Raw genomic sequence first — 20,796 nt, 5'->3', positions numbered from 1 at the left:
AATTCCACTACATCGTTCGAGTACAACGTTCGAGAGACAGACTGCGCGCTGGAGACGCTGGTACGGCCGCCACTCCGACGCTCTTATGCGTCTGCCCCGGCAACTTTGTGCGGATGAGTGAACGGGCGCTCGAGGTTGTCGAGTTTCTGCTGACTGCACACCTGTACACCGACGACCGAACGCTTGATGAGAACGACCTACCCCCACGGTATCGACGGGTCTTCTGGGCCGAAGCGGACGAAGACGACGATGCCGCGACCGGTGGTATCGAGCGACCACTTGTGGTGACAGACTCCATCGCGCGCAAGGCGACGGGGGTCGAACACCCGTGGGATGCCATTTCGGACCTCATGTTCACCCAACGTGAGGACTTCTCCAAACGACTCTCGCTGACGCAACCCGAGATGGCGCTTGAGTGGTTCGTCAAACGTGCCGACCACGACCGGTTGGTGACGAACCCGACTATCGCGAAGGCGGTCGAAGAACGAGACGACGTGGACGTGACCCACGCGGAGGCGCGCGACCAGACGCGACCCATCCACGCGGACCGGGTCTGGATCGACAGTCTCCTCGACGAGTACTTCGACGACGAAGACGACGCCGAGATGCTCGACCTCGTGCAGGTCCGCGCACCCGAGGAAATCGAGATGACCCTTGACGACCTCGTGCTCACGTCGGACCAAGAGGGCGAGATTCACAAACTGATGAAGGCCATCGAGCACCGCGAGTACCTCGCGCAGATTGGCCTCCGTGAGATTGGGAAGATTCTGTTCGTCGGCCCGCCGGGCACCGGGAAGACGACTGTCTCCCGCGCCCTCGCGCACGAACTCGGCCTGCCGTTCGTCGAAGTCAAACTCTCGATGATTACGAGTCAGTACCTCGGTGAGACAGCCAAGAACGTCGAAAAGACGTTCGAGGTGGCGAAGCGACTCTCGCCGTGTATCCTCTTTATCGACGAGTTCGACTCGGTCGCCAAGACGCGCCGGTCGGACGAACACGCCGCGCTCAAACGCGCCGTCAACACGCTGCTCAAGAGCATCGACGACATCTCGCTGATTCGCGACGAAGTCATCCTCATCGGGGCGACGAACCACCCCGACCAACTGGACTCCGCCGCGTGGCGACGCTTCGACGAAATCGTCAACTTCCCCAAACCGGACTACGGGATGCGCGCCGACATCCTGCGTGTCATCACGAACCGGATGGACATCAACGAGTTCGACCCCGAGGCCATCGCCGACGTGACCGAAGGACTCACCGGGTCCGACCTCCGTCTCGTCCTCCGCGAGGCCGTCCTTGAGGCGCTCACCGAAGAGCGGATGGAACTCACGCAGGACGACCTGCTTGAGGCCGTCGCCGACTTCGAAGAGCGCGACAACCTGAAGAACCTCGACATGATGTCCGATTCGTCGGAACTCGTCGCCGGGGCGGGAGATGGGCACGACCACGACCACGAACACGAACACGAAGGCGAGACGCAGAAAGACGCCGGCGCGGCGCAGTAAGGTAACCCTTTCTGACAAAACATTTACTTGTCCCCGGCCAACGTCGAGCCGATGCCCTCCAGCAGACGACGGTTCGTTCGGACGATTGCAGCGGGTGGGCTGCTCACGACGCTCACCGGATGTACGTCGGACCCCGAACCCTCCACCGCGACGCCACTCCCCGACCCGGAACCGAACCCCGCACCCGCCTCCGGGGACCCGATTACGGTCTCGCGCGACTACCGAGAGTCGTCGAAGTACGTCTACTACCCGGATACTGCGGAGGTTCGCCGACGCACCGGCTACCGCAAGCACATAAACGAGTCGGGAACGACGAAAGAGCTGATATACAAGCGAGAACCGGCATCGTCGTGGGTGACTCGGGACGGGGGGACTGTCGCAGGAACCGAGGCGATGAAAACGGTGCGGGAGCGACTCGGTGTCGAGTCGTTAGATAACATCAGCCCGAGTATTGGATACGACGACAACGGGGTACGACGAGTGATGTTCGGCTACGTGGTATGACCTAATCGGAGCGGTGAGACACGAACCCCGCCCGTCGAGTTCGAGACGCTCGTCGCGAAAGTGCCCCAGACGATTACTGCGAATTTCCAGTTCGAGGAGGCGACGCTATCCGGGACGTTTCACCCCATGGTCGAATTTCGGCAGATATACCGGTCCTGACTCGCCGCCGTCGGCCACGTTTAAGCCCCGCCATCTCCCTTCTCTGAATCGATGCGCGTGACCCTCCTCGGCACCGGCGACACGACCGGAACGCCGACCGTCGGCTGCGACTGCGACACCTGCCGCGAGGCCCGCGAGCGGGGCATCGAGCGGACGCGCTTTTCGGTCCACGTCGAAAACGAGCGCACCGGCGAGTCGCTTCTGGTGGACTTCAGCCCCGACTTCCGGCACCAGTTTCTCACGCAGGAGACGCCGCTGCCGGACGAGGCACTCGTCACCCACATCCACTTCGACCACCTCGATGGTCTCGGGAACGTCTACCGCCTGCTCGACGAACTCGACGTGCACGCCGCGGACGAGGTTGACCCGGTGACCGGCGAGAGCGTCGCCGACACGGTTCGCTCGAAGTTCGACTACCTCGACCGAATCGACGTACACGACCAGACACCACTCGAATCGTTCCGCGCGTGTGGACTCGACGTGACATTCGTCCCGGTCGTTCACCCGCCGCTTCTCTGCTACGGCGTCGCCATCGAAGACCCCGAGACGGGCGCAAAGCTCTCGATATCGGGTGATTCGACGTACGCGATTCCCGAGGAGTCGCGGGCGGTTCTCGACAATCCCGACCTGCTTCTCGCGGAGGCCATCGTCCCGGCGTCGCTCTGTGAGTACCACCCCGCCGGAGGCGATGATTTCGACGAAGACGGTGTTCCCAGAACCTTCGGCACGAAGCACATGACTCGCGAGGGAGCCATCGCCCTCGGCGAGGACCTCGACGCAGACGTGACACGACTGGTCCACGTCGCGCACTACTACCCGCCCGAGGAGGCGTTCGAAGAGCCGCTGGCCGTCGATGGCGAAGTGTACGAATTGTGAACGTGTAGGTGGTGTAAGAGGTTTTTTGCGTTTCCCATGAGGAGCGACCGGCATGGTCCCCTCTCTCCGAACACCTCGGGGCGTCACGTCAGCACTCTCGCTCGGGGTCGTGATTGCGACTGGGTATGCGCTCTTTTCGCCGCGGCCGCCCACGCAGGCGCAACTCGCGGTCGTGTTCGTCCTCTCGATTTGTCTCGGCGCGGCGGGGTTGTGGTTACTTGCGGCGTCCGGGAACGCGGAGGGGAGCGCGTGAACTTTCGACCCCTCAGAGAAGACATGACGTTCAACCACTTTCTCATCGCGGGCGTCGTCGCGCCGGCGATGAACACGGGAGTGAACTACGTCGAAACGGGGGAGGTGGCACTCGCCGAGGCCGGTATCCAAATGCTTCTCGTCGTCGTCTTCGGCGCACTCCTCGTCACCTACTGGAATTACATGGAGCGCCGCGCCGAAGCGGAGTGACCCGAGGTCGAGGCTACCGAAATCGGTCGAGTCCGGCCTGCCTGCGCGCGACACCAGACGGGTCGGCCACCCACCCAGTCCGCGATTCACGGAGTTCCGCCCGGTCGAGTTCCGGCGGGTCGGCGGACTCGAACGCCCGACAGTCGCCGCCGCACTCCGAACCGGGGTCGACCACCCGGCCGAAGTGCTCGCAGACCGGACGTCCATCCGAATCGACAGCAGCGTGGTCACACCCCGGCAGGTCGTACGCGCGCCAGCCCTTGCCGTAGGCCCGCTCCGCGAGGCGGAGGCGGGCGGTTCGCTTGTCGGCGGGCGAGACGAGCGCAACGTCGGTGTGGAGAGAATGGTACTCGACGGGCTCCACACCGAGGCCATCAGTGGGCAGGGGTTCGGCTTCGCGGACGACCTCCCGCTCGCCCGTTTCGGGGTCGAACCGCCAGACGCCGACCTCCTCGGGAATGCGATTCAGGTGCGCGCCGGTGACGTAACTCTCGGTTGCGAGGACGACTTCGTCGAAGAGGCCGAGACTCACGTCGAGACGGAGTTGCCGGAGCAGGTCGCCGGGCTCGCCGAGGTCGGGTTTGTTCTCGATGCCGACAAGGCGAGAGAACCAGCCGTCGGGGTAGCGCGCCGCGCGACGGACGTACTCACGCCCGCGGCGAACCTCTGACTCGAAGAAGCCACCATCGACGGCGGCGTCGGTCGCTCGGCGGGCGCGTGCGGGGTGACAGTCGAATCCATCGCGCCAGAAGACGGCGCGGCCGGTTCCAACGTCACTCTCGATGGCCGTCACCGGAATCGCCCGGTTCGTGATTCGCGTGCGGTCGTCGAATTCCGGTCCCGGAACCACGGCGCACACGTCGATGATTCTGCTCCCCGGCGACGCCACCGACGCGCCGAGTTGGCGGGCCGGAAGCCAGTCAGTCGTCGTTTCGAGGGCGGCACACAGCGCGACCTCGAAGGCGAACTCCGACGGTGACGATACCGGAGGCGACACGTGTGACACTGCGGCGTCGAGCGCAAAAAATCTCGCTCCACGTACCGACTCGTTCACCCCGACAGACCAGTCACGATACCTGAGTGTCACGTTGGCGAAAGTATTTGAACCAAGACGGGGCAACACCGTGCAATGTCCGGGCAGGACGACGCAACCCATCGAATCAAACGACGAACGTACCTCGGTGCAGCGGCCAGTGCAGGACTGGCCGGTCTCGCGGGATGCAGTTCGGGGAGTACTGCATCCGCCGCGAGAGGACCACCGAAAGTCCCGCAATCGAAACTCGACGACGGCGGGTGGAAGAAGATAGACGAACAGACGCAGGACCCGGCGTTCGAGAAGAGTTTCGGGCCGGTGACCGTCTCGGCGGCGTTCCGCACGCTCGTCTACGAAGACGCCGCGCTGGCCGCCGAGTTGAAAGAAAAGACCCTCGGGCAGGCCGAAGGGCAGTTCTCGATGTTCTTCGCGTCCCGCGTGACGCTCGACCCGAGTCTGGCCAGCATTCCCGACGCCGCCCTCGACCCGGTCGTCGAACAGGTCGAAAAACAGGCGCGCGCCCAGTTCGAATCGCAGTTGGAGTCAGCCGGACTAGTCGACATCGAACAGGCGTCGGACAGCGAGATGACCGTCGAGACGGGCGAGACGGCCAAGGTAACGAACTACACCGCGGCGTTCCCGTTCGAGGGCATCTCCTTCCCGCTAACCGACGAGAAGTCCATCGAAGTCGAAGGAAAGAAACTCGGCGTCACCGGCCTCCTCGCCGTCTGGGAACACGACGGGTCCATCCTCATCGCGGGCGGTGCCCACCCCGGTGAGAACCTCGCGCTCGACGTGACGAAGTCGCCGACCGAGGCCATCGAAGTCTCCGTCGACGTCGATCTCGGCCTCACGCCGGACGAGTACAGCGCGGAACTCGAAGGACTCGTCAAAGCGACCGAGTGACGGTGTGAACGCGAGAGGGCTGGTGTGAACGCGAGAGGGCTGGTGTGAACGCGAGAGGGCTGGTGTGAACGCGAGAGGGCTGGTGTGAACGCGAGAGGGCTGGTGTGAACGCGAGAGGGCTGGTGTGAACGCGAGAGGGCTGGTGTGAACGCGAGAGTCAAGACGCGAACACGGCGCTGACAGCCACGCCACGACCACCGCCTGACCGCCGTCACCGAACCAGCCACGTCGCGTGTGACCGCCCGACGTGGAGCCAGAGCAACCGCTTCGAGAACAGCACCTTTATCAGGCGCTCGGGGCGAAGTTCACGCAAGATTACTCTCAGGAGGTCAATGGTGACGCAAAACCCACAACAACCGGAGGTGAACATCGGACTCGTCGGTCACGTCGACCACGGCAAGACGACGCTCGTTCAAGCGTTGTCCGGGTCGTGGACCGACCAGCACTCCGAGGAGATGAAGCGCGGTATCTCCATCCGCCTCGGATACGCTGACGCAACGTTCCGTAAGATTCCCGGCGAAGAACCGCCGGCGTGCTACACTGTCGAAGAAACGACCGAAGACGGCGACGCGACCGAGGTGCTCCGCACTGTCTCGTTCGTGGACGCGCCCGGTCACGAGACGCTCATGGCGACGATGCTCTCTGGTGCCGCCATCATGGACGGTGCCATTCTGCTCGTGAGCGCGACCGAGGACGTCCCGCAGGCCCAGACGGCCGAGCACCTGATGGCGCTCGATATCATCGGCATCGAGAACATCGTCATCGCACAGAACAAGGTCGACCTCGTCGACCGCGAACGGGCCGTCGAGAACTACGAGCAAATCAAGGAGTTCGTGAAGGGCACGGTCGCAGAAGATGCTCCCATCGTTCCCGTCAGTGCCCAACAGGAGGTCAACCTCGACCTCCTCATCGAGGCCATCGAAGAGGAGATTCCGACGCCCGACCGCGACGAGAGCGAAGCGAGCCAGATGTACGTCGCACGGAGCTTCGACATCAACCGTCCGGGGACGACGTGGGAGAACCTCTCGGGCGGCGTCATCGGCGGCAGCGTCGTCGCCGGAAAGCTCGAAGAAGACGACGAAATCGAACTTCGACCCGGCCGCGAGGTCGAAGAAGAGGGCCAGACCGAGTGGCGGCCCATCACGACCGAGATTCGCTCGCTGCAGGCGGGCGGCAACATGGTCGACGAAGTTCGCCCCGGTGGACTCTGCGGTGTCGGGACCGGTCTCGACCCGAGTCTGACCAAGGGTGACGCCCTCGCGGGGCAACTCGCAGGCGAACCCGGAACCCTCCCCCCGACCCGCGAGCAGTTCACGATGGACGTCGAACTGCTCGACCGTGTGGTCGGCGGCGACCAAGACGACGTCGAAGAAATTTCGACGGGCGAACCGCTGATGCTCACCGTCGGCACCGCGACCACCGTCGGCGCGGTGACGAGTGCGCGCACCGGCGAGGCCGAGGTGTCGCTCAAGCGACCCGTCTGCGCCGCCGAGGGTGCGAAGATAGCTATCAACCGCCGTGTGGGTGCCCGCTGGCGCCTCATCGGTATCGGGACCCTCAAGTGACGTGAGCGCTACCGTAGTCGTCATGGACACGAACGCACTCATGATGCCGGTCGAACTCGACGTTCGCGTGTTCGACGAACTCGACCGGTTACTCTCGGCCGACGTGGACCTCGTCGTCCCCACGGCCGTCCTCGACGAGCTGGAGAAGCTCTCGACGGGCGGGGGGGAAGAGGCCATCGCCGCGAGCGTGGGTGCGGACCTGGCGACTCGGTGCCGAGCGGTCGAAACCGAGGAATCGTACGCCGACGACGCGGTCGTCGAACTCGCCGAGTCGGGCGAGACGGACTACGTCGTCACGAACGACAAGCCCCTCCGTGACCGGATACTCGACTGCGGAATTCCCGTCATCAGTATCCGCGGGCACGCCACACTGGCAATCACGGAACCATAACGAAACTATGTACAAACGGGTACGACTCAAAGACACAGTGGAAGTCCCGCCACGCCACCTGGGCGACGTGACGCCCGAGCGGGTCAAGCGGCTGTTGCAGGACAAACTGGAAGGACGAATGGACGAAGACGTTGGGAGCGTCGTGAGCGTCGTGAACGTACGCAACATCGGCGAGGGGACCGTACTCCCCAACCGGCCCGGTGTCTACTACGAAGCCGAGTTCGACGCCATCACCTACGACCCCGACATGCAGGAAGTCGTCGACGGCATCGTCGTCGAAGTGGTCGAGTTCGGTGCGTTCATCGGCATCGGCCCGGTCGACGGTCTGCTGCACGTCTCGCAGATTTCCGACGAATACCTCGCCTACGACGGCGAGAACCAGCAACTCGCATCCACCGAGTCCAACCAGACGCTCGCTGTGGACGACGAGGTGCGCGCTCGCATCGTCACAAAGAGCATCGACGAGCGTAACCCGCGCGATTCCAAGATTGGACTGACCGCGAAACAGCCGGGGCTCGGCAAGCACGGCTGGCTCGAAGCGAAGCGCCAGCAGAGCGAGGCGTCGGCGGAGGGTAACTGATGGCGCGAAAGCGTCTCGCCTGCCGCGAGTGCCACTTCGTCAACGACCCCGACTCGCAGACGTGCGATAACTGTGGGTCGACCAGCCTCACCGAGGACTGGGCGGGCTACGTCGTCATCACCCACCCCGAAGAAAGCGAAATCGCCGACGAAATGAACGTCAGCGAACCCGGCGGCTACGCGCTCAAGGTCCGCTAAGATGCTTACCCTGCCGACGGCGCTCCGTGCGGCGTTCAAAGACCCGTTCGGCCCCGTCTACACCGAGGCCGACGAGTTGCTCGCGGACGCCGCGAGCGAGGAGCGAGAGACGCCGCTTGTCGCCGTCGGCGACGTTGTCACCTACCACCTCCGACGCGCAGGACGAGCGCCGGATGTCGCCGTCGTCGATGGAAAGACGAAGCGCGAAGCGGTCGGCGAGGAGATTCGCCGGGCCGTCGAGACGGGTCGTCTCGTCGAGGTTGCGAACGAACCGGGTACGATTTCGCGCGCCCTCGTCGAAGCGCTCGTCGACGCCCTCACCGCGGACGAGCCGACGACGCTCCTCGTCGAGGGTGAAGAAGACCTCGCGACCCTTCCCGCGGTTCTCGCCGCGCCGCTCGATTCGACCGTCGTCTACGGCCAGCCCGACGAAGGAATGGTCAGAATCCGGGTCACAGACGCGGCGAAGACCGAGATGCGGGACCTTCTCACCCAGTTCGAGGGCGATATCGACGCCGTCCTTGCGCCACTCGACGCCTGAGGACCGGTCTCTCCCTCTCCCTTCGAAATCCTTTTACTTGCTTCGGGGGGAAGTACTGGTAACTGAACCATGGATATCGAAATCATCTCCGAGGAGGAGAACCCCATGTTGCATCGGACGGATGTCCGATTCGAGATTGTCCACGAGGAAGCGACGCCGTCGCGCCTGTCGGTTCGTGACTCCCTCGCGGCCAAGCTGAACAAGGACTCCGACGAAGTCGTCGTCCACGAACTCGACACGAAGTTCGGCATGCGCAAGACCGCTGGCTACGCCAAGGTCTACGAGAGCCCCGAGTTCGCGCGCGACGTCGAACAGGAGCACATGCTCGAGCGCAACAAGATTACCGACGCCGAAGCCGAGGCCGAAGAGGCCTAATCTCGGTTTCGAATCGCCGTTTTCGATCAACTCTCGATGCGTATTCTCGGAATCGAAGGAACAGCGTGGGCCGCGAGCGCAGCGATTTTCGAAACTGACGACCCCGCCGCACTCGGCCACGGAACCGAGCGAACGCCGGACCCCGCGTCCGACCACGTCTTTATCGAATCGGACCCCTATCAGCCCGACAGCGGCGGTATCCACCCGCGCGAGTCGGCCGAACACATGGCGAACGCCATCCCCGGCGTCGTCGACACTGCCCTCGCGCACGCCGCCGAGCGCCACGACGGCGACGGCCCCATCGTCGATGCCGTCGCGTTCTCTCGCGGCCCGGGCTTAGGACCGTGTCTCCGTATCGTCGGCACTGCTGCCCGCTCCGTGGCCCAGACGCTCGACGTGCCGCTCGTCGGCGTCAACCATATGGTCGCGCACCTCGAAATCGGGCGCTACCAGTCCGGGTTCGAATCGCCCGTCTGTTTGAACGCCTCGGGCGCGAACGCCCACTTGCTCGGCTACCACAACGGTCGGTATCGCGTCCTCGGTGAGACGATGGACACCGGCGTCGGCAACGCTATCGACAAGTTCACCCGCCACGTCGGATGGACCCATCCCGGCGGGCCGAAGGTCGAACGGGCCGCGGAAGATGGGTCGTACATCGACCTGCCGTACGTCGTCAAGGGGATGGATTTCTCCTTTTCCGGCATCATGAGCGCTGCCAAGGAGGAGGCGGACGCCGGAACACCCGTTTCCGACATCTGCGTGGGACTGCAAGAGACAATTTTCGCGATGCTCACCGAGGTTTCGGAGCGCGCGCTCTCGCTCACGGGGACGGACGAACTCGTCCTCGGCGGTGGCGTCGGCCACAACGCCCGCCTGCGAGAGATGCTCGCCGAGATGTGCGAACAGCGCGGCGCGAAGTTCCACGCACCCGACCCGCAGTTCCTCGGCGACAACGCCGGGATGATTGCCGTCCTCGGCGCGCGGATGCTCGAAGCGGGGGATACCCTCCCCATCAGCGAGTCCTCGGTCGACCCGAACTTCCGGCCGGATCAGGTCGACGTGACGTGGCGCGGCGACGACGAATCGGTCGCGCGCGCCTACACTGACGACGGTGCGATTCGAGGTGCCGAAGCGACGGTCGATATCGGCACCGACGACGTCGTGAAACGCCGCGTGCCGAAGACCTATCGCCACCCCAAACTCGACGACCGGCTGCGCGGCGAGCGCACGAAAGCCGAGGCGCGACTGACGAGCGACGCCCGTCGCGCCGGAGTTCGGACGCCCGTCGTCCGCGACATCGACCCCGTCGAGGGTGTCATCACCTTCCAGAAGGTCGGCGACGCGGACCTCGCAGAGTGCCTCGATGCCGACGCGGTGCGAACGGTCGGCGAGTACCTCGCCCGACTGCATCAGGCGGGCATCGTCCACGGCGACCCGACGACCCGAAACGTCCGGGTCGAGACGGACGCCGACGGGGACACGCGCGTCTACCTCATCGACTTCGGCCTCGGGTTCCACTCGGGTCACGTCGAGGACCACGCGATGGACCTCCACGTCTTCGCCCAGAGCGTTGAGGGGACGGCCGACGACGCCGCCCCGCTGGTCGCGGCGCTCGAAGCGGGTTACGAGGAGGTCGGCTCCGCGGACGTTATCTCGCGTCTTCGACAGGTGGAGACCCGCGGACGGTATCGGTAACCCGTCGCACAAAACACGTCGGAAGGCCAAAACGATTTATCGGGAGCGGGCGTATTCTTCCCGTATGGCAGACAAACCGCAGCGAGGAACTCTCTTTGGCATCCCGTACAACTTCGAGCGCCCGAGTGTCGGCCGCCTGCTGTCGTCGTACTGGCAGCCCGGCGAGGGCATGCTCGTCGAGAAGCCGTTCGGCATCGGCTACACGCTGAACCTTGCCAGTTGGCGCTCGTGGGTCGTGCTACTCGTCGCTGGTGGGCTTCTCTGGAACGAGCGCCAGAAGGGCGAAAAGAAAGAAGAAGCGGCGGAAGACGAAGGCCCGGTCGAAGTCATCGTCGACTAACGCCCGCGCCACACCGACGACTTTTCACACCCCGCCCGCAGATGGGCGGATATGCTCAGGTACGTCACCACGAACGAGGGCAAGGTTCGCGAGGCCCTCGACTACCTCGACGACGACGTGACCCAACTGGACTTCGACTACACCGAAGTGCAGGCATCCGAACTCGGCCCGATTGCGGCCCACGGTGCCCGCGAAGCGTACCGTTACGCCGGCGAACCCGTCCTTGTGGACGACGCCGGACTCTTCATCGATGGATTCGACGGCTTCCCCGGCCCGTACTCCTCCTACGCCGAAGACACGCTCGGCGTCGAAGCGGTGTACCGACTGGCCGCTGGCGAACTGGACGAACCGCGCCGCGCGTCCTTCCGGTGCGTGCTCGCGTACTGCGACGGCGAGGGATTCGAAGCCAGTCCCGACCCGGTGGACCGCGACGACCGGACCGTCGCGGCCGCCCGGGGTGCCGAACAGGACGTAGAAGAGACCGAGGCCCTCCCCGTGAAGCTCTTCGAAGGCGTCGTCAACGGCCGACTTGTCCCTCCGCGGGGTGACGGCGGGTTCGGCTACGACCCCATCTTCGAACACGACGGGAAGACGTTCGCGGAGATGTCCGCGACGGAGAAAAACGGAATCTCGCACCGTGGGCGGGCGCTAGCGAAGTTTGCGACGTGGTACGCTGAGCGAACGGAGTGAGTGAAGGATACCTCGTCGGGCGCGGAGTAGCCGGGACCCCCCGACGTTTACGCAGTCAGGGGTCGACACTTCTGCATGAAGCCCACAGACTTCTTCGAAGGTGGCACGGTCAGCGTCTCGGCCGAGACGTACACCGTCTACAAGACGACGCGACCCGACCCCGAGGCGTTCGCGACGATTCAAGACGAGACTGAGACGACGGTGATAGCCGAGGCGGGGTCAGTGGACGAATCGACCGTCATCGAGGCCGAAGACGGATGGAAGCGACTCACCTTCGAGATGGTGCTGCCGTTCGAACTCGTCGGGTTTCTGGCGGCGGTCGCAACCGTGCTCGCCGAGGAGGACATCTCGATATTCGCGCTCTCGTCGTACTCGACCGACCACGTCCTCGTGAAAGAAACCGATGTCGCGGCGGCGACGCGAAAACTCGAAGGACTTGGGTGCGCCGTAGAGCGCTAATCCACCCAAGCGGTTGTTAGCATCCGACACGTTGAGAGGGATATGACGTTTCCCGACCGCGACGAACCTGTTGCGCTCGTCACTGGCGCATCCGGCGGTATCGGACGTGAACTCGCGGAACTCCTCGCCGCAGACGGACATGACCTCGTCGTCGTTGCGAGAAGCGAAGCCGACCTCCGAGAACTCGCTGCGGACGTAAACGACGCATACGGAACCGCTGTCGTCGTCCTCGTGAAAGACCTCTCCGAGCGGGCCGCGCCCCGAGAGATATTCGAGGCACTCCGCGAGCGCGACATCGAAGTGGACGTGCTTGTCAACAACGCCGGATTCGCGACGTACGGCCCCTTCGTGGATGTCGACCACGAGCGCGAAGTTGACGAAATCGAGGTGAACGTCACAGCCCTGACGCAACTCACGAAGTTGTTCCTGCCGGGCATGCTGGACCGCGAGTCGGGGAAAATACTCAATCTCGGGTCGACAGCGAGCTTTCAGCCCGGGCCACTGATGGCCGTGTACTACGCAACGAAGGCGTACGTGCTCTCGTTCTCCGAGGCGCTGGCAGAGGAGTGCCGTGAAACCGGCGTGACGGTCACGGCGCTGTGTCCCGGGCCGACAGACACTGGTTTCCAGTCGCGCGCCGACATGGAGAACTCTCGCCTCCTCGAAGGCGGCGTGATGGACGCCCGAGAGGTTGCGAAGGCGGGAATCCGGGGCATGAACCGCGGAAAAGTCGTCGTCGTCCCCGGGACGCGACACTGGCTCGGGTCGGTCCTCGTGCGGTTCCTGCCTCGGCCGTTCGTGAGACGCTTCGTGAAGGTCGCACAGCAACCCACGTGAGTCACAGAAGCGGCCGAGGCGGCCGCCAGTCGTTGGAGTCCCAGTAACCCGCTGTAGAGAGGGGACAGAGCAACACACGTGCCAGACAAACTGTCAGGTATGAACCGAACGACAGCCATCGCCACGGGCGCGGTCGGTGGCTACGCAGTGGCACTGTTCGTCGCCATCGCGGTGTTCTTCCGAGGGTCGCCGGACAGTATCGGTGTCGCAGTCGGGTTCGGAGTCGTCACCATTCTGGCCGCATTCGGTGTCTCGCGCATCGTGGCTGGCGAGTGAAGCGACAGCGACACTGACGAGGAAGGGTTTAATTCCGGTTCGCAGTCAGGCCCGTGGGTCGCGGTCAGGCCCGGGATACACACCGGATTCGACTTCCGCATAGAGACTTTCGGGAGCGAAGAGCGTCGCAAACGCCCGCGGCTCGCGGATACTCACCGGGAAACGGCCGCTGAGGGCCGCGCCAGCCTTCGCGGACTGGAGTTCGTCGTCGAAGGTGAGAAGGTGCATCGCCCCACCGCGATAGGCGGACGCGAGTGCGGGTTGGTCGCCTTCGGGGTGGTCGACGAGTTCGACCCACACGTCGGCCTTGTCGCGCCAGTCCGCGGCCAGTTCCTCGTCGGCGAGCGTGGCGATAATGGCCTCGGCGTCGTCGAGAAGCGCCTCGCTGGCGACGAGCGTCGTCCACGAGTGGGCCCGAAGGTGGTCGAGGGCGTCTCGGGAGGCACCGCCGACAAGGAGGTCTGCGGCGAGCACGTCGGCGTCTGCGACGACGCGAGTTGGCGACGGGGAACCGTCAGGCATCGTCCTCTCGGTGGGCGCGAAGCGCCTCTGTGATGTCGTCCTCGGTCGTCTCGTAGTCGGCGGCGCGTTCGAAAAGCGACTGCCACGTCATAGAAGAGACGAGAGCGGCGACCGAAAAGAAACCGACGCAACCGAAAGCACACACAATCAGTGACGATGCAGAGAGAGCGAAACCAATTGCGGTTTCGTCGTCTGGGAAACAGTTAATTCCCGTTCAGCACACGACACTGGCATGGCAATACAGCGACGGCGTTTCTTGCAGGCTGCCGGTGTTGGGGCGGTTCTCGGACTCAGCGGTTGTACAGGGGAGCCGAGTCCGCCCCAAGCAGCGGCCGGTGATGGAGACACGAACGCCGACACCGGTGGCGAGTCGAGTGGTTCGAAGCAGGAACTGACGCTCGCAACCACGACGAGTACCTACGACACGGGGCTTCTGGACGAACTCAACCCGGTGTTCGAAGAGCAGTTCAACGCGAAAGTCAAGACCATCCCGCAGGGGACGGGCGCGGCAATCGAGACGGCGCGAAACGGCGACGCAGACGTGATTCTCGTCCACGCTCGCGGTGCGGAAGACACGTTCCTGAAAGAGGGCTACGGCGTCAACCGGCGCGACGTGATGTTCAACGACTTCGTCGTGGTCGGTCCGGCGGACGACCCGGCGGATATCAAAGGCACGGAGAGTGCCACCGACGCCTTCGCCGCCATCGCCGAGTCAGAATCGACGTTCGTCTCCCGCGGTGACGACTCGGGGACGAACAAGAAGGAACTGCTCGTCTGGGACGCATCGGGCGTCGACCCGGGTGGAACGTGGTACCGCGAGGTTGGAAAAGGGATGGGCGACACGCTCGTGCAGGCCGACCAGTCCGGCGCGTACACCCTCTCTGACCGCGGGACGTATCTCGCCACGAAGAGCAACATCGACCTCGAAATTCTCGTTCAGGGGCCGCTCAAAGGCGGGCCGACCATCCTGAAGAACCCCTATGGCGTCATCCCGGTCAACCCGGCGAAGTACCCCGACGTGAACTACTCGCTTGCGATGGCGTACGCCGGATTCCTGACGAGTCCCGAGGGACAGGACATCATCGACTCGTACACCGTAAACGGGTCACAGTTGTTCTTCCCCAACGCGCTGTCCGAATCGCCGCAGTTCGGCCAGTACGTGCCCGAGGACTACGACGGCAGTGGCAACGCCTCGGCGTCCGTCTCCGACGCCCAGTTCGAACAGTGGGTTGCCGAGAACGTCCCCGAGGACTTTTAGTCCAGTCCGGCCCCACCATCTCCCGTGTTCGGCCTCGGAGACCTGAACCTCACGTATCTGGTGAGCATCACACTTGTCTCGCTGTACGTGAGCACCGCAGCGGTTCTCGTCAGTGCCGTCCTCGGCCTCCCGATGGCGCTGGCCGTGAGCTTCCGCGACTTCCGCGGGAAGTCGATAGTCACCTCCGTCATCTCGACGGGGATGGGCTTTCCGAGCGTCGTTGTCGGCCTGCTCGTACTCTTGGCGCTCTCGCGGTCAGGCCCGCTCGGAACGTTCGAACTGCTGTTTACGCCCGAGGCCATGATTCTCTCGCAGACGGTCCTCGCGCTCCCGGTTCTCGTGAGCGTCGCCCTCTCTGCGATTCAATCGGTCCCACAGGACATCAGAGACGCCGCCTTCGCCACTGGCGGCACCTCGACGGACGTTGCCCTGTTGGTCGTCAGGGAAGCGCGCTACGGCATCGTCACGGCGCTTCTCGCCGCCTACGGTCGCGCCATCAGCGAGGTTGGGTCGGTTCTCATCGTCGGGGGGAACATCGTCTTCTCGGACGGGACTTCGTTTACGCGTACCCTCACGACTGCTATCACCGTCGAGGCGCGGAAGGGCAACATCGAGACGGGTATCGCCCTCGGTGCGATTCTTCTGGCACTCGTCCTCGCGGTCAACGCACTCGGAGCGCGCTTCCGTGACCGAACGCCGAGCGGAGGGCGACGATGACCACACAGAGGCGACCGGAGACGATGAGGACGAACGGAGGCCGACGATGACAGACGGCCTCACCGCGGCGGACATCACCCACGGCTTCGAAAACGGGGCGATTCTCGAAGCCGTGTCCGTCGACGTCGAACCCGGTGAGATACTGGCAGTGGTCGGTCCCTCGGGAACGGGAAAGACCACGCTCTTTCGCCTCCTCGCGATGTTCGACCGGCCAAATAGTGGCGTCGTCGAGTTCGGTGGGGACGACGTGTGGGAGATGTCCGACGCGCGCCGACTCGAAGTCAGGCGTCGCATCGGGATGGGATTCCAGAATCGAAGTCTGTTCTCGGCGAGCGTCGCCGACAACGTCGCCTACGGCCTGCGAGTGCGTCGCTCGTGGAAGGAGCGAGTCGCCGGTGCCGTCTCGGGAGTACTGGGTCGTGAGGACTACGACGAGGCGGTGAAGACGGCGCTGGAGACGGTGGGCATGAAAGACAAGGCGTCCCGCGACGCCGGGTCGCTGTCCGCGGGTGAAGCACAGCGTGTCGCCATCGCCCGTGCGCTCGCACCCGACCCGGACGTGTTGCTCCTCGACGAACCCACATCGAACCTCGACCCGCGAAACACCGCGGTCATCGAAGCCGCAATGCGGGCCGCACGCGACCGAGGTATCGCCGTCGCGTTAGCCACCCACGATATGCAGCAAGCACAACGTGTCTCAGACCGCACGGCGGTGCTTCTCGACGGAACCTGTATCGAATCTGGACCGACAGACCGCGTGTTCGAATCGCCGAGCGACGACCGGGTTCGGCGATTCGTCGAAGGGAAACTCGTCTACTGACCCTACATTTTTCGACCCGCGATTCGGTGTCGATTCGACTACTCGATAGTGGGTGAACTCACCGGATAGGAAGCCAGAACGTCCGTCTGACGTAAGTTTATGGTCCGCGATACGTATCCGTCGGGTGGGCGCGCACATTCGGCCTCAGTTCCCATCCTCCCACCCGCGCGCCCGGCACACCAAGACCGTTCTGGCACCCCCGGCACGGCGCGCGGCGTCGCCACCACGGCGCCGTCTCTTTCGAAGACCCACAAAAAATCGAGAGCCGTCGCGCCGTCTCAACCGAGCAGTTGTTTCCGAACGTTTTCGAGTTCGTCGCGCTCGGTGAGAAGCGCCAGGTGGTCACCCGGTTCGACGACGGTTCCGGGAAGCGGAATCGTCATCGGTTCGCGCTTCCGCCCGTGGGCGTAGATTCGCCCATCGGTGCCAAGGTCGATGCTCGCGACGTGTTCACCGACGATTGGCGCGCCCTCGGGGACCGTTACCGTCGCGAGTCGCAACTTGTCCGTCAGGTCGCCGAGGGCGTTGAAGTCGCCGCCGAGGAGCGCCGTCTTCGCACCCGCGGCACCGAGGCGTTCGGGGTAGACGATTTCGTCCACATCGTCGGCGTAGCGCTCGTATATCTCCTGTCTGTAGTCCTCGCTGATTCGCATGACCGTCCGACAGCCAAACTCCTTGCCGAGCATACAGGCGGCAAAGTTGATGTTCGGCTCGCCGGTCAAACCGCCGACGGCGTCTGCGTCCTCGATTCCGGCCTGTTTCAGAACGCTCTCGGTGCCGCCGTCGCCGAGAATCGTATCGAACCCCTCGTCGAGGGCACGGTCGACTTTCTTCTCGTTGTTGTCGACGACGGTCACATCGTGGCCTTCCTCACGAAGGATACGGGCGGTTCGTGTACCGACGCGACCATACCCCACGATAACGAACTTCATGATAATACGATACACACCAGATGGCTAAAAGGTGGCCCTCAATTGGGTGTTGATTTGCGACGCCGGACGGGTGTGGTGCTCGCAGTTGGAGTCAGCTGTGAGATGTCGCTTCGTATGGCAGACGTATTTTAAAACTATATATGAGTTTATACTATCAGAACGTGTTCACTATCCGTCTATCCTAGACCTTCAGGAACAAATTTGAATTCTGATATGATTGAGGATATTGGGACGTACCTCGGTTCGGGATTCTTTCTGGTGACAGCACCAACTGCCGAAGTAATAGGGAGAGAAATTAGCTAATTCTTCTGGATACAGCGTGTGAACACACACGGCTGAGGGTTTGAGTCACAGGCAACGCTCACTGTTCGTTGCCAGAACGCTCGTTCTACTTCCACGAACACAAACATAGTACGTTCACACTAATAGACAGAATTCAAATATATTAGTCACTATATCGTATACCTCATCGCTCGAAAGACTGTATTTCGAAAACTCGAATGGAGTTTTTCCTTACTCGTAGCTACACGGGATGGGCGTCGCTACACACCACGACTCGGTTCGGGTGCAGTCGTCTCTCGGGTGTGCTCAGGCGTGGATAGCGAGTTCTTCGTCGGCGGACTGTGAACTGTTTTTCAATGCCTGCCCGGAACTCGCATCGAACAGGTGGAGATGCTCCTCCGGGAACTGAAGTGTGACTTCTTCGCCCCGCTCGAACGTCTGTCCACCCGGAACGGCGGCGGTGAGTCGCTGTTCGCCGACGTTCAACGTGACGTGGGATACGTCGCCGAGCGGTTCGACGAGGTGAACGTCAGCCTCGATTGGGTTTTGTACGTCCGGGCCGTCTACGACTCGAATGTCTTCCGGACGGATACCCATCGTCACGCGGTCGTATTCGTCGATGTTGCGGGCGGTGTCGGCGGACACCTCGTAGTCGAACAACCTGTGTGTGAGTCGGTCGCCGTCGGAGGTTACGTCGAGGAAATTCATCGAGGGGGCACCGATGAAGCCAGCGACGAACCTGTTGGCTGGGCGGTGATAACACTCCAGCGGCGTCCCAACCTGCTGTAACTCCCCGTGATTGAGGATGGCGATGCGGTCGCCCATCGTCATCGCCTCCGTCTGGTCGTGGGTGACGTAGACGGTGGTGACGCCGAGGTCGTCCTGAAGGGCCTTGAGTTCCGTCCGCATCTGCGTCCGAAGCTTCGCGTCGAGGTTCGAAAGCGGTTCGTCCATCAAGAACACTTCCGGGTCGCGGATGATTGCACGGCCGAGCGCGACGCGCTGTTGTTGGCCGCCGGACAGCTCTTTCGGATAATCGTCGAGTAGTTCTCCGATTCCCAGTGACTCGGCGACCTCTTTGACGCGGCGGTTTCGTTCCTCCGTGCCGAGGTCAGTCGTCATCTTCAGCCCGAAGCCGATGTTCTCGCGGGTCGTCATATGGGGATACAGTGCGTAATTCTGGAACACCATGGCGATGTCGCGCTCGCGCGGTTCCAGGTCCGTCACCGACTCACCGTCGATGACAACGTCCCCGGCCGTGACCGGCTCCAACCCGGCAATCATTCGAAGCGTCGTCGACTTCCCGCACCCGGACGGACCAACGAGAACCAGAAACTCGCCGTCGTTGAGTGTCAAGTCCACATCGTCGACCGCGACGATGTCTTCTCCACCTCCGGTGAACTCTTTCCGGAGGGTACGCAGCTCTAACTGTGACATGCTTTCTTGCCAACCTTTACAGTCAAACTATATAATGCTTTGTCATCACTACCCACGGCGGCAGCGGAGACGCCGCCATTGAGCCGAAGCGAACGTTTATATGCAGCGCAAATGACACTGGAACGTATCTGGAGTCACTAACGACTCGTTCGTTTCCAGTGAGCCACAATGACAGAGCAACGTTACCGGAGTCACACCGACTCCATCTACGATGAGTTGGACGTCCCGTCAGTGGTCAACGCGGCCGGGACGAAGACACGAATCGGCGGCAGTCTCATCAGAGACGAGGCGCTCGAAGCGATGAACGCCGCCGCCGCGACGTTCGTCGAACTTGGAGACCTCCAAGCGGCCGCGTCGGACCGTATCGCCGAAGTCACCGGCGCAGAAGCGGGGTACGTCACGAGCGGGGCGGCCGCCGGTCTGTGCCTGTCCGCCGCGGCGGCTATCGCCGGACACGATGTCGCTGCGATGGACCGCCTCCCCGACACCGAGGGACTGCCGAGTGAGATACTGATGCCGCGGACACACCGCACCGGCTACGACCACGCGCTCCGAACCGCCGGCGCGACCATCGTCGATATCGGGACCAACGACCACCATCTCGGAACCGGGTCGACGAACGTAGAACCGTGGGAAATCGAGGCGAACATCACCGACGAGACGGCCGCCATCGCCTACATGGAGAAGTCGTACACGCAACCCCCGCTCGACGTGGTCGCCGACATCGCCCACGACCACGACATTCCCGTCATCGTCGACGCGGCCGCCGAGTTACCGCCGCGCTCGAATTTCTCTCGGTTCGTCGAACAGGGCGCTGACCTCGTCGTGTTCAGCGGCGGCAAGGGTATCCGTGGCCCACAGACAACTGGCATCGTCGCCGGAAAACAGCAGTATATCGAGTCTATCGCGCTCCAGCACCTCGACATGCACGTCGCCGAGGCGGCGTGGTCGCCACCGGAGCGACTCATCGACCTCGATAACTTCGCTGGCGTCCCCCGCCAGGGAATCGGCCGTCCGATGAAAGTCGGAAAGGAGGAACTGGTCGGCCTCATCTACGCACTGGATGCGTTCATCGAGGAAGAGCAGTCCGAGACGCAGCGCGAGTGGCAGAACCGCGCCGAGACCATCGCTCGCTCTGTCGAGGAAGCAGGACTAGAGACGCACGTCACCGGCGGCAACGACGTCAGCGTGGCCCCCGAAGTGGTCATCAACGTCGACGGGTCGTCCGAGACGACTGCACTCGAACTCGTCCGCCGACTCCGTGCCGAGAACCCCCGCGTGTACGTCGGCGGCGACAGAATCGACGAGGGTGAAGTCGTCGCCAACCCGATGTGCCTGACCGACGAGGAAGCCGACTACGTCGCCGACCGAATCGTCGACAACGTCGTCGTCTGACGACGGAACGCAAACTTATTTTATCAGGTAGTCGCACTGACA

General features: G+C 63.3%; 26 protein-coding genes. 22 read left to right on the top strand and 4 right to left on the bottom strand.

The genetic code is table 11. The features are described from left to right. The first annotated feature begins 113 nt into the window (after positions 1-113). From ACH9L7_RS15105 to ACH9L7_RS15085, 5 genes are all read left to right on the top strand, one after another. Positions 114-1,505, top strand: a complete 1,392-nt coding sequence (locus ACH9L7_RS15105) for an ATP-binding protein (RefSeq protein ID WP_396611512.1) — start codon at positions 114-116, stop codon at positions 1,503-1,505. A gap of 51 nt (positions 1,506-1,556) precedes the next feature. After that, positions 1,557-2,009 (top strand): hypothetical protein, encoded by a 453-nt coding sequence (locus tag ACH9L7_RS15100; RefSeq protein ID WP_396611511.1) that lies wholly within the window; start codon positions 1,557-1,559, stop codon positions 2,007-2,009. 210 nt (positions 2,010-2,219) lie between these two features. Continuing rightward, positions 2,220-3,044 carry an MBL fold metallo-hydrolase gene (locus ACH9L7_RS15095; RefSeq protein WP_396611510.1) on the top strand — a complete coding sequence of 275 codons (825 nt, stop codon included), beginning with the start codon at positions 2,220-2,222 and terminating at the stop codon, positions 3,042-3,044. Between the two features lie 52 nt (positions 3,045-3,096). Then, entirely contained in the window at positions 3,097-3,297 is a 201-nt protein-coding gene (locus ACH9L7_RS15090; protein WP_396611509.1) for a hypothetical protein, read from the top strand. Beyond that, entirely contained in the window at positions 3,294-3,506 is a 213-nt protein-coding gene (locus ACH9L7_RS15085) for a hypothetical protein (protein ID WP_396611508.1), read from the top strand. Before ACH9L7_RS15090 ends, ACH9L7_RS15085 begins: the two co-directional genes overlap by 4 nt. A gap of 13 nt (positions 3,507-3,519) precedes the next feature. On the opposite strand, the gene ACH9L7_RS15080 is transcribed toward ACH9L7_RS15085, so the two are convergent. Then, positions 3,520-4,503 carry a DUF5787 family protein gene (locus ACH9L7_RS15080; protein ID WP_396611507.1) on the bottom strand — a complete coding sequence of 328 codons (984 nt, stop codon included), beginning with the start codon at positions 4,501-4,503 and terminating at the stop codon, positions 3,520-3,522. 132 nt (positions 4,504-4,635) lie between these two features. Here ACH9L7_RS15080 and ACH9L7_RS15075 point away from each other — a divergent pair, with 132 nt between their 5' ends. From ACH9L7_RS15075 to ACH9L7_RS15015, 13 genes are all read left to right on the top strand, one after another. After that, positions 4,636-5,445, top strand: a complete 810-nt coding sequence (locus tag ACH9L7_RS15075; protein WP_396611506.1) for a hypothetical protein — start codon at positions 4,636-4,638, stop codon at positions 5,443-5,445. Positions 5,446-5,780: 335 nt separating this feature from the next. After that, positions 5,781-7,010 carry a translation initiation factor IF-2 subunit gamma gene (locus ACH9L7_RS15070; protein WP_396613293.1) on the top strand — a complete coding sequence of 410 codons (1,230 nt, stop codon included), beginning with the start codon at positions 5,781-5,783 and terminating at the stop codon, positions 7,008-7,010. A gap of 22 nt (positions 7,011-7,032) precedes the next feature. Beyond that, on the top strand, positions 7,033-7,401 hold the full coding sequence (locus ACH9L7_RS15065; RefSeq protein ID WP_396611505.1) for a DUF188 domain-containing protein: 369 nt from the start codon (positions 7,033-7,035) through the stop codon (positions 7,399-7,401). Between the two features lie 7 nt (positions 7,402-7,408). After that, positions 7,409-7,981 carry a DNA-directed RNA polymerase gene (locus ACH9L7_RS15060; protein ID WP_396611504.1) on the top strand — a complete coding sequence of 191 codons (573 nt, stop codon included), beginning with the start codon at positions 7,409-7,411 and terminating at the stop codon, positions 7,979-7,981. Beyond that, the gene (spt4, locus tag ACH9L7_RS15055; RefSeq protein ID WP_396611503.1) at positions 7,981-8,178 is read left to right on the top strand and encodes a transcription elongation factor subunit Spt4; all 198 of its coding nucleotides are present in this window, start codon (positions 7,981-7,983) and stop codon (positions 8,176-8,178) included. Before ACH9L7_RS15060 ends, spt4 begins: the two co-directional genes overlap by 1 nt. Before the next feature lies 1 nt (position 8,179). Continuing rightward, positions 8,180-8,719 carry a GTP-dependent dephospho-CoA kinase family protein gene (locus tag ACH9L7_RS15050; RefSeq protein ID WP_396611502.1) on the top strand — a complete coding sequence of 180 codons (540 nt, stop codon included), beginning with the start codon at positions 8,180-8,182 and terminating at the stop codon, positions 8,717-8,719. A gap of 69 nt (positions 8,720-8,788) precedes the next feature. Then, the gene (locus ACH9L7_RS15045; protein WP_004059326.1) at positions 8,789-9,094 is read left to right on the top strand and encodes a 30S ribosomal protein S24e; all 306 of its coding nucleotides are present in this window, start codon (positions 8,789-8,791) and stop codon (positions 9,092-9,094) included. A 36-nt stretch (positions 9,095-9,130) separates the two neighbouring features. Further along, positions 9,131-10,789 carry a bifunctional N(6)-L-threonylcarbamoyladenine synthase/serine/threonine protein kinase gene (locus ACH9L7_RS15040; protein WP_396611501.1) on the top strand — a complete coding sequence of 553 codons (1,659 nt, stop codon included), beginning with the start codon at positions 9,131-9,133 and terminating at the stop codon, positions 10,787-10,789. A 64-nt stretch (positions 10,790-10,853) separates the two neighbouring features. Next, a complete protein-coding gene (locus ACH9L7_RS15035; protein ID WP_396611500.1) occupies positions 10,854-11,129 on the top strand; it encodes a DUF5808 domain-containing protein in 276 nt (91 codons plus the stop codon). A 51-nt stretch (positions 11,130-11,180) separates the two neighbouring features. Beyond that, positions 11,181-11,819 (top strand): non-canonical purine NTP pyrophosphatase, encoded by a 639-nt coding sequence (locus tag ACH9L7_RS15030; RefSeq protein ID WP_396611499.1) that lies wholly within the window; start codon positions 11,181-11,183, stop codon positions 11,817-11,819. A gap of 75 nt (positions 11,820-11,894) precedes the next feature. Then, the gene (locus ACH9L7_RS15025; protein ID WP_396611498.1) at positions 11,895-12,278 is read left to right on the top strand and encodes an ACT domain-containing protein; all 384 of its coding nucleotides are present in this window, start codon (positions 11,895-11,897) and stop codon (positions 12,276-12,278) included. Positions 12,279-12,320: 42 nt separating this feature from the next. Continuing rightward, positions 12,321-13,115, top strand: coding sequence for an SDR family NAD(P)-dependent oxidoreductase (locus tag ACH9L7_RS15020; protein WP_396611497.1), 795 nt, complete (start codon positions 12,321-12,323; stop codon positions 13,113-13,115). Between the two features lie 99 nt (positions 13,116-13,214). Then, the gene (locus ACH9L7_RS15015) at positions 13,215-13,391 is read left to right on the top strand and encodes a hypothetical protein (RefSeq protein ID WP_396611496.1); all 177 of its coding nucleotides are present in this window, start codon (positions 13,215-13,217) and stop codon (positions 13,389-13,391) included. A 45-nt stretch (positions 13,392-13,436) separates the two neighbouring features. Here the strand turns inward: ACH9L7_RS15015 and ACH9L7_RS15010 are convergent, their stop codons facing one another. Continuing rightward, positions 13,437-13,913 carry a PIN domain-containing protein gene (locus tag ACH9L7_RS15010; protein ID WP_396611495.1) on the bottom strand — a complete coding sequence of 159 codons (477 nt, stop codon included), beginning with the start codon at positions 13,911-13,913 and terminating at the stop codon, positions 13,437-13,439. 232 nt (positions 13,914-14,145) lie between these two features. Here ACH9L7_RS15010 and ACH9L7_RS15005 point away from each other — a divergent pair, with 232 nt between their 5' ends. The 3 genes from ACH9L7_RS15005 to ACH9L7_RS14995 are packed head-to-tail and all read left to right on the top strand — an operon-like array spanning position 14,146 to position 16,708. Then, positions 14,146-15,171: a substrate-binding domain-containing protein gene (locus ACH9L7_RS15005; RefSeq protein WP_396611494.1), complete on the top strand. Its 1,026-nt coding sequence runs from the start codon at positions 14,146-14,148 to the stop codon at positions 15,169-15,171. Positions 15,172-15,195: 24 nt separating this feature from the next. Then, positions 15,196-15,888: an ABC transporter permease gene (locus ACH9L7_RS15000; RefSeq protein ID WP_396611493.1), complete on the top strand. Its 693-nt coding sequence runs from the start codon at positions 15,196-15,198 to the stop codon at positions 15,886-15,888. Between the two features lie 46 nt (positions 15,889-15,934). Further along, the gene (locus tag ACH9L7_RS14995) at positions 15,935-16,708 is read left to right on the top strand and encodes a phosphate ABC transporter ATP-binding protein (protein WP_396613292.1); all 774 of its coding nucleotides are present in this window, start codon (positions 15,935-15,937) and stop codon (positions 16,706-16,708) included. Positions 16,709-16,986: 278 nt separating this feature from the next. On the opposite strand, the gene ACH9L7_RS14990 is transcribed toward ACH9L7_RS14995, so the two are convergent. Continuing rightward, the gene (locus ACH9L7_RS14990; RefSeq protein ID WP_396611492.1) at positions 16,987-17,640 is read right to left on the bottom strand and encodes a potassium channel family protein; all 654 of its coding nucleotides are present in this window, start codon (positions 17,638-17,640) and stop codon (positions 16,987-16,989) included. 588 nt (positions 17,641-18,228) lie between these two features. Further along, a complete protein-coding gene (locus tag ACH9L7_RS14985; protein ID WP_396611491.1) occupies positions 18,229-19,359 on the bottom strand; it encodes an ABC transporter ATP-binding protein in 1,131 nt (376 codons plus the stop codon). A 168-nt stretch (positions 19,360-19,527) separates the two neighbouring features. Here ACH9L7_RS14985 and ACH9L7_RS14980 point away from each other — a divergent pair, with 168 nt between their 5' ends. Further along, complete coding sequence (locus tag ACH9L7_RS14980; protein WP_396611490.1) at positions 19,528-20,754, top strand: aminotransferase class V-fold PLP-dependent enzyme; 1,227 nt, start codon at positions 19,528-19,530, stop codon at positions 20,752-20,754. The last annotated feature ends 42 nt before the right edge of the window (positions 20,755-20,796 follow it).

The sequence above is a fragment of the Haloferax sp. S1W genome (genome assembly GCF_044593955.1).
Taxonomy (GTDB): domain Archaea; phylum Halobacteriota; class Halobacteria; order Halobacteriales; family Haloferacaceae; genus Haloferax.
This window is presented reverse-complemented; position numbering and strand designations above follow the sequence as displayed.